General features: G+C 67.7%; 7 protein-coding genes. 3 read left to right on the plus strand and 4 right to left on the minus strand.

What is annotated here, in order from left to right; all coding sequences use genetic code 11:
- Positions 1-112 precede the first annotated feature (112 nt).
- Positions 113-1,231, minus strand: coding sequence for a CDP-alcohol phosphatidyltransferase family protein (locus ACFW2E_RS35055; RefSeq protein ID WP_384472456.1), 1,119 nt, complete (start codon positions 1,229-1,231; stop codon positions 113-115).
- Between the two features lie 155 nt (positions 1,232-1,386).
- Between ACFW2E_RS35055 and ACFW2E_RS35060 the strand changes: the two genes are divergently transcribed.
- Positions 1,387-1,962, plus strand: a complete 576-nt coding sequence (locus tag ACFW2E_RS35060) for a DUF6228 family protein (protein WP_384472471.1) — start codon at positions 1,387-1,389, stop codon at positions 1,960-1,962.
- A gap of 266 nt (positions 1,963-2,228) precedes the next feature.
- Complete coding sequence (locus tag ACFW2E_RS35065) at positions 2,229-2,882, plus strand: hypothetical protein (protein WP_384472459.1); 654 nt, start codon at positions 2,229-2,231, stop codon at positions 2,880-2,882.
- 216 nt (positions 2,883-3,098) lie between these two features.
- Here the strand turns inward: ACFW2E_RS35065 and ACFW2E_RS35070 are convergent, their stop codons facing one another.
- Complete coding sequence (locus ACFW2E_RS35070) at positions 3,099-3,584, minus strand: DUF3761 domain-containing protein (RefSeq protein ID WP_384472462.1); 486 nt, start codon at positions 3,582-3,584, stop codon at positions 3,099-3,101.
- An 85-nt stretch (positions 3,585-3,669) separates the two neighbouring features.
- Here ACFW2E_RS35070 and ACFW2E_RS35075 point away from each other — a divergent pair, with 85 nt between their 5' ends.
- Complete coding sequence (locus ACFW2E_RS35075; RefSeq protein WP_384472465.1) at positions 3,670-3,984, plus strand: hypothetical protein; 315 nt, start codon at positions 3,670-3,672, stop codon at positions 3,982-3,984.
- A 1,016-nt stretch (positions 3,985-5,000) separates the two neighbouring features.
- Here ACFW2E_RS35075 and ACFW2E_RS35080 read toward each other — a convergent pair.
- On the minus strand, positions 5,001-5,300 hold the full coding sequence (locus ACFW2E_RS35080) for a hypothetical protein (protein ID WP_384472474.1): 300 nt from the start codon (positions 5,298-5,300) through the stop codon (positions 5,001-5,003).
- Between the two features lie 1,096 nt (positions 5,301-6,396).
- Positions 6,397-7,749: a hypothetical protein gene (locus tag ACFW2E_RS35085; protein ID WP_384472468.1), complete on the minus strand. Its 1,353-nt coding sequence runs from the start codon at positions 7,747-7,749 to the stop codon at positions 6,397-6,399.
- Positions 7,750-8,199 lie beyond the last annotated feature (450 nt).

The raw sequence follows: 8,199 nt of genomic DNA on the forward strand, positions 1-8,199 counted from the left end.
GCGCCCCCGCGGCCGGGTGTCGGCGGGGGGGGCCCCGGCCTGTGTTCTCCCCGCCCCCGCGCGGCGGCGGGGGGGCGTCCCCCGGCCCCTCGCCCTTGTCGTGCGGCTCGGCTCAGGCGGCGCGTGTCATCGTGTCCTGGTCGAAGGAGTCGATGGTGCGGGTGAAGTCGCGGGTCGACAACAGCAGCTTGTAGACGATGGCGAGTTCGAAGACCAGCAGCATCGAGCCGGCGACGATGGTGGTGGGGATGATCGCATCGAGCAGCGGCCCGACGATGAACACGCCCATCTGGAACTCGATGCCGCTCACCAGATGGGTACGGATCCGGTGGCGCAGCAGGAAGGAGCGCATCCGCAGGTACGCGGGGAAACGGTGGCGAAACTCCTGGTGCAGGTCGATGACCCGGGCGCTCGGCAGCGCGGGCGCCGCGCCCTCGGAGACGCCGGGCTCGGCCGTGCTCAGGACTGTGCTCTGGCCGGCGGTCCCGGCTGCCGTCAGCGGGTGGGCGCCTTCGACCTCGGCCTCGGACAGGAGCGCCGCGCCCTCCGCCTCGGCCAGGAGCCCGGTGTGCTCGGCGCCGAGTGCCCGCGCGTCCTCCTCGGTCGCGCGGCGCAGGTCCTGCTCGATGTCCGCCTCGGGGTTGTCGCGCAGCAGGTCCTCCATGAAGGCGACGCGGGCGGTGTTCTCAGCTCGCCGGGCCGCCCGCAGCCGGGTCTTGATCTGCTTGCGCATGCTGTGCCGGGTCTTGAATATCTCCAGGGAGTTGAGGTATCGCATCCCGTCGAGGAAGACGACCGCGGCGGCCAGCCAGATGTAGAGGACCTCACCGGTGCGGTGGTACTGGCCCGCCATCAGCGCGACGGCACAGGCCATGACGCGGATCCGGTCGAAGATGTAGTCCAGCCAGGCGCCGAACACCGAGCCCTGGCCGGTGAGCCGGGCAACCTTGCCGTCCATGCAGTCCAAGATGAAGCTCAAGTGGTAGAGCGCGGCCCCGAGGATCAGCCAGCGCCAGTCGCCCATGGCGAAGCAGCCGGCCGCGACGAGTCCGAGCAGCAGCGCGCCCCAGGTGATCTGGTTCGGCGTGATCCGGGTCCGCTTCGCGACCAAGCGCACCAGTGGTGTGGCGACCGGGTCGACGAGGAGGACGGTCCACCACGCGTCCCGCTTCTTCTGGGTGAGACGGCGCACCTCGGCGAGGCCCGGAACGTCACGGTGTTTCGATGGCATGGATTAACTACCTTGCTCTCAATCGGCGTTCACCTCACGTTAGGAATTTCCTTACCTAGGAAACAAGATCCGGTTCGCACAACCTTTCGTAGGGGATATCGGTCCAGCATCTGGGACGAGTCGACGGCCATGCTGGACAATCGTCGCGTTATCAAATCGTTACACGCCAATCTGTCCTCCGTTCCGACCACCGCGAATCGAGTCAAGCCACGGCCGAAACGAACGGGGCCCGGACCTGGCGCTCCCCGGAGCGAGACCTGACGCTCTCAGCCGAGCACACGGGATCCCGCGTCCGGCTGACATGGGGTCTGCACGGCGGTTTCTCGGACGACGAGTGGTATTTCGAGGCGACGACCGATCGCGCTCCTGGAGAGGACATGCGCAACTTCGCCTTGGAGATGCGCAGCTTCCTGGAGGTTGGTAGCCGCTGGATCGAGCCAAGAGGACCGGTCGCTCGTCTACGGCGGTCGGCACGGCGAGTCGATCTGTCGGCGGGTGATCAGGCAGCGGGCCAGTTTCAGGACGGCTCTTCAGCACCCGACCCCTGGGGATGGGTGGGGGGATCTACACGGAGCTGCACCACAACGGCAGGACCGCACTGGCTGCCAACCTGCCTTGGAAGGGCTCTGGGGTGGAGTGTGCGGGTCGCCGCCGTCGGGCCCGTGGCTCTCTCACTGGGAGGAGTCGTCCGTGTCGTGGCCCAGTCGAGCCTCCGGCAAGCCCACACATGAGGGAGGCTCCTCGGCGGATGAGCGCGACAACCCGGTTCGTCTCCTGAAGTGGCATCCCACTCGGTGGGCTCCTGGGCGGAGCCCTGGGCTCCGCACTCGGGGTGACGGCCCACCTTGTGGACGGGTGCGATTGACACAACCTCCCCTCACCACTCCGAACTTCGGCACCTGGACCATCCTCGTTTCGCTCACCGAGGGTGTGCCGTCATGCGGCGGCACATCTACGATGCTCCCGCTGCTCAGACAACTGACACGGAGGGGGCGCTGTGGCGATAGCACCGTTGAACCTTGAGGAACTGCTGCCCGGCGAAGGAATCATCCTTCGCAAGAACGCCAACGCGGTCATCGACGTCCGAGCGGCGGGGCTGTCCCGGTTCGCGTTCGACGATCTCATGTGGCTGGTCGGCATGCGCGGGAAGGAGGCCATCGGCGGTCGGCTCTATCTGACCAACTACCGACTGGTCTTCAAGTCCCATCGTTTCAACCGGGTGCGCGGCACGTTCAGCATCTTCCTCCCCTGCATCGAGGAGGTGCGGGATTCCTCGGTCGCGGTCACCCGGCAGGTCACTGTGGCGACGGGGACCCAGGACTTCACGTTCGTCGTCTGGGGCATCCCGCAACTCGTCGACACCATGGACCGGTGCCGCGCCGAGTTCGACGACGCGTACGTGGCTGATCTGGCCGCACTCGTTCTGGCCGAACCTTGGAAGGTGGGCGGCAGCCTTCGGACGGTCGCCCACTACGAAACGCTGAACGCGGTGATGAGCGCCGTGCGGCGACGAGGCAGCGACCTCTCGGATGCGGCAACTTCCGTCGCCAACCTCATCGACACACGTTTCAACCCGGCTGAAGTCGCAGGAGCGCTGCAAGCGGTGGAACTGCTGTTGCGCGCGGGCCGGCATCCGACCGCTCAGCGTTGACTCGTTTGGACTGCGGCTGCCGGCATCCCAGCCACAGCGCAGCAGCCCCGGATCGAAGAGCCACTGCGCTAGCGGGAGACCTTTGCGGAGGACCACTTCAGCGCGCTGCTGGACGAGTTGGGCTTTCCCCAGGCTTCCCAGCCCTCGCCAGAGCCATGAGAAACGGTGTCGGCCGCCCGGCCGGGCGTGGTCGGGCGGTTTGTTTGCCCTGTGGACCTACCGGTAGAAGACGGCCACGCCGCCGTGGTGCGAGCAGGCGCCTTGATGATGAGCAGCGTACGAGTACGTGCCGTCGTTGCACCGCGCGGTGGCGCCGTTCCCGGCGCTGCCGGAACCGCCCGACGAGTTGGAGCCGCCGCTTCCGGACGATCCGCCCGACGAAGTTCCGACGCTCCCCGAACCCGCGGCCGCAGCGTGCGGGGTCACGGTCACCTTCACCTTGACCGTTTTCGTCGCCGTGACCGTCGGGGCAGGCTTCGGCTTCGCGGTCTCCGTGGCCGTGGCCGTCGTGGTGACCGTGGCCGTCGGCCGTACCTTCTGCGCCGTCGGCTTCGCGTCCGTCGCGTTGTTCTGGTCGTTGCCGCCGGCGCCGACGCCGAGGAAGAACGCCAGCCCCATCGCGGGCAGTACGTACCGCTTCCGCGCCCACCTCGGTGCCGTGCGCACGGGCGGCTGTGGCGGCACGGCGTACGGGTTGCTCATGTGTCCCCCCAGGGTGTGTTGGAGGGAAGACAGTAACGTCAGATGTGACGCTTGTGTGAAGTTTTCGTGTAACGGTCACCTATTCGTGACGCGCCAGGGCGGTGGCATGCCGGGCGCAGCGCGTGCGCCAGGCTGTGTCTTCGTCGTCCTGCTCGGCGGCAACGGCATCGTCAAGCCGTCGGAGGGCGGCATGAGCAATCAGCACAGCCCGCTCGACAGAGACGACTACCTCGGCATCGATGCTGCCGTTCCGGGACACGAGGGTCACGACGTGATCAACATCCAGGGCATGTATTCCATCCACGAGGTGGAGCGGCAGTTCATCAACGAGCACGGGCTCGAAGCCTTCTGGGAGGGCGATTGGGAGCCCACTGACGTGCTGCGTCGCCCCGCAACCTGATCCGAGTTGGCAGCAGCCTTGCCGGCCGGAGTGCCGCGCCGGATCTTCCCCGGGGCGCCTCGCCGGCCGGTGGCGAGGCCGTGCGGCCCTCGGCCGGGTGATCCTTAAGATCGGACCACAACCTGCGTGGTCACCACCACCTGGCCGGTCCGCTACGGGGGCGATCTCGAGCTGGACATGGCAGGCACCCGTGACTACTGCCAAAGTCGGCAAGGACGCACGCCCCCAGCTAGCCTCTGCCCTCTTCGATGGTCAGTGCATAGTCGACGCTGACCTGGAGGCTGCCAGACTCACCACGGATGTTCAGGGCGTGTTCGCCCGGATCCAGAGGCGGTATTTGGATCCACAATCCGCATCCGGTGGTCTTGAAACCACTGTCCACGCCTATGACGTGACGGCCCGCGTAACGGCTTACCTCAATCGCCTCCCCGGGGTAGGTCTGCGGATCCAGTCGCGTGGCGGGCAGGTCGGGCCCCCCCGGGGCGCGCGCCCAGAATCCCCCCCCACCCAGCGCATGTACCCGCGCGGTACCGACGGGGAAGGCGAGGGGCCGCCCGTGGGGAACAGTGCAGGCCCGCTTGGCCGACCCGCCGTACGTGCCGGCAAGGAACCACACGTCGTTGGGCTGGTACCGAGCACACGAGCTTCCGTCCTGATCCGCGATCGGATCGGTTTCGTCCGGTCCAGCGGCTACCCACGACCACCACCGGCTTTGCAGCTCCACAGATGAGAGGGCAGGTATCCCCCTGCTTCCACACCCCACCACGGCCGTCAGCACCGCGAAGGCGAGCATCACCCTGCCTGCCCGCACCCTCATCCGCACTCCTTTGTCACGCACGCCACCCGTTGTACGCGCCTACTGATCGGGACATCGTTCGATGCCGTTGTCGTTGTACAACACCGGAGCACAGCAATCCCAGTGGTCCCTCGTACGCGTGCGAAAGGCTGGCAGCGCGTGGGCCTGGTGCCAGATGGTCTGGTTCCCCAGACCTGCCTGAACCGAGTGCCACGCCGCATCAGTCGCGCTGCCCCTTGCCTTCTCGACGCTTGAGGAGGAGATCGAACCCGGCGCGGCCGAACATCTGGCGCTTGGGCATCTCGATCCGGCTGACATGGCCTTCGACGGCGCCCGAGTTCCAAGGCAGGGTGAGCCCGGCGATGACAGCGTCGAGGTCGCGGTCGGTACCGGCGGCGAGGGTATGGAGGCTGGGATGGTCGTCCTGCCGGACGGCGTCGAGCCAGCGTGGCAGTCGTTCGCCCTGGCGCTCGGTGAGCACGACCGCGAAGGAGCGGACGTGCCGGGTGGGGGCCGTCAAGCTCGGGACATTGGGTGCGGATGGTCTTGAGCTGGAGTTGTTCCGGCTCAGTGAGGGTTTGCGGGCGGCTGAGGATCCATCCGGCGACCGTCCGGGGCGAGGGTGGCCGGGCGGTCAGCGGCCGCGGCGAAGTGCGCTTCTCGTGCAGGCAGGCGGGGACGCGCTGGTAGCTGCCTCTGTAGCCGAGCGGCACGATCTCCTCCCACACTTTTCCAGGCGTTGATGCAGCCCTCGCCCCGGCGGTCGTCCAGGTAGGTCTTGTAGTCATCGAGGACGGAAGTCCGGTATTGCCACTGACCGGTGAAAGTTCTTCCGGCCGGGCGGCGTCGGCGAGCCGTGTGACGGTGCGCCAGGTCATGCCGAGCTGTCGCTCGATCGAACGGCGGCTGTGTCCGGCTTCCAGCAGTGCGTCGACGGCGGCCTGCCGGGCCCGGGTGCGGTCGGCGAACCGGTGTCCGGTCGGCCACTCCTTGGCCCGCGTCCAGGTAGTGCTGTGCTTCATGGAGCCAGACCGCCTGGTGCGGGGCGCCACACGGTTAAGGTCGCTGAGTGCTGCTTCGGCTCGGGTGGGATCGAAGGGATGCCACAGCCGCGACTGCCACCACGTCCAAGCCCTGCTTGGCCATGGCCAAGGCCAAGGCCGCCCGCGGCGAGGACACCTGAGCCGAAGTCCACGAAATACCCGGGAAGCAGGCCGCTGCGAAGAGCACGGCTCCAGCGAGGAAGGTGGCGGCGAAGAAGACCGCTGCCAAGAAGACGGCCGCCCGCGGGCCCGGCACAGCGCATAGAGCGGCAGATCGTGCGGTCGGAGCGGAAGATGGGGGTGCGGGCCTCCGTTCCGAGAATCCCCCGAGCCGGCGCACGGAGCTCCGCCCCGCGGCCCGTTCCGGACCGTGTCCGCGGGTGGGTAGCCCGGCGGCGGGACTGCTTGCTGTCCGGAGTTTTGGGCGTGCTCGCGACGGTTTCGGGTACGGTGCCCCGTCATGGACGGCGACGAGCACGCTGGAGCGCGTCAAGCACCACGACGTCGGGCAACAGGGTCAAACACGCCGAGACGATCAAGGAACACCAAGCCCGTCGAGGACGAATCACAAGCTCAGCCCAGCCCAGTTACCAGTCCCGCCATCGCGGCAAGGACGGCAGCGAACGCCGCAACTCCGGCCAGTTGCGCCAGCGCGAGGCGGCGGGTGCGGTGGCGGTCCTCGGGGGAACGGGGCAGCGCTTCGAGGCGGGCGAAGAGGGCGCGGGCGAAGCGGCGGCGGCCACGCCAGCCGGTGGTGTAGGCGAGGACCTCCTTGCCGTCGAGGAGAGTTTCGAGCCGCCCGATGACCGAGCCCGCGGGGACGGCGAGTACGTCGACGGCGCCCGAGTTTGCGGTGAACCGGCGCAGACGGTCGAGGTGGCCGACGTACACACAGCGCGGCCCGTACAGCCGGCCGAGTTCCTCGATCTCCCAGAGGAGGTGCCGGGTGGGACGGGAGACGTCGATGAGAGGCGTGGCGGAGACGGCAGCCAGGCTGAGTACGGCGTGCCGCCAGACGGCGGTCTCCACGGTGAGGACGGCGAGCCGGGGGCTGATCGTGGCGCGGCCGGCGTCGGCAAGGGCCTCGGCCACCTCGGCAATCTCCTCCCGGTTCCGGACCGTCGCCGACTTGACGCCCTCCGCCTTGCGGACCCCTTCGGGAACCTCAGCGAACGGCGCGATCGCCCCCACGAACGGCAGAATCACGAGGCCTGCGCCCACCAGAAGGAACCCGAGACCCATCAGCACCACGAACAGTGCGGCGCCGACGCCGAGGACGACCAGGAGGACCCGGAACGCGACGGCTTCGGGCGTGTTCGGATACACCAGTAGCAGTTCCAGGTCGTGATCACGCCAGAAGACATAGCCGATGAGCCCGGCGCATCCCCAGAGCGCGGCCTGCATGACGACCTTCCAGACCTTCTCCGCACGGTCGTAGTGACCGCCGAGCCTCGTGAGTCTCGGTTCGAGCCACGCCCGCCACGCCGACAGCCGCGTCACCACCGCGGTCAGGCGCCGCGCACCGGGGGCGACCCCGACCGGAACGATCGTGGCGTCGTCCAGTGTGACGACACGCCACGTACGTCCGATGCTGCGCACGGCGGAGGTCACGACTTGGATCGCCTCCCCGTGGCGGAAACGGCGGAGGAAGAGGACGAGACCGCGGTTGCCCTTGATCAGATAACCGCCGGTCATCAGGCCCAGTGGACAGAGGGCGATGAGGAGCCCCCAGAGCACCGCCACCTTCCAGCCGCGGCCGGGATCGTCGACAACGGCGACGGGGACGAAGAACAGCCCCAGGATCGCGGGCACCATCGCGAGTCCGCCGACCATCTGCAACGCACCACCGAAGAGGGTGACGCCCGCCCGGAACCACCGGCGCGACACATATCCTCGCGGACCGTCGAACACCACCCTGACGCCCATGGGCAATCACAACTCCCCCCGTGGCCAGGCACGTCGAGACGCTACCCTGACCTCGCTGCGCACACTCCACAGGACGGGGACCACTTGATGGTGACTCGTACTCCACTCCGAGAACAGGATTTCCCAGGGGTATTCGAATCAGCGGACGCCATCTCCGAGGAATCCCAGCGCTAATAGCGCATCACCGGTCCCCGAAAGGGACGGCGCCGGACTGAGCCTCTACCGGGTCGCACGCGAACTGCATTTACTCCTCGCGCTCTGGACCTGCGCCTGCCCCACCTGTCACCGCGACATGCCAGAACCGATACCAACCTGACCAAGCATTACCAGTGCTCTGCGCCGGTAGTTGATCGTTACTAAGGCTTGTCCCGTAACGATCTTGGAGTCGGGAGTGGCATGGGCGGCTGCAGTGCCGCCTGTTCGGCTATCCGGCGAGGGCGAGGTTGTGCA

Source organism: Streptomyces sp. NPDC058964, assembly GCF_042741275.1.
Taxonomy (GTDB): Bacteria; Actinomycetota; Actinomycetes; order Streptomycetales; family Streptomycetaceae; genus Streptomyces.

Excerpts from the sequence above, each read along its gene's own strand:
- ACFW2E_RS35085 (WP_384472468.1), bottom strand. The coding sequence starts at position 7,749 with ATGGGCGTCAGGGTGGTGTTCGACGGTCCGCGAGGATATGTGTCGCGC.
- ACFW2E_RS35070 (WP_384472462.1), bottom strand. The coding sequence starts at position 3,584 with ATGAGCAACCCGTACGCCGTGCCGCCACAGCCGCCCGTGCGCACGGCA.
- ACFW2E_RS35055 (WP_384472456.1), bottom strand. The coding sequence starts at position 1,231 with ATGCCATCGAAACACCGTGACGTTCCGGGCCTCGCCGAGGTGCGCCGT.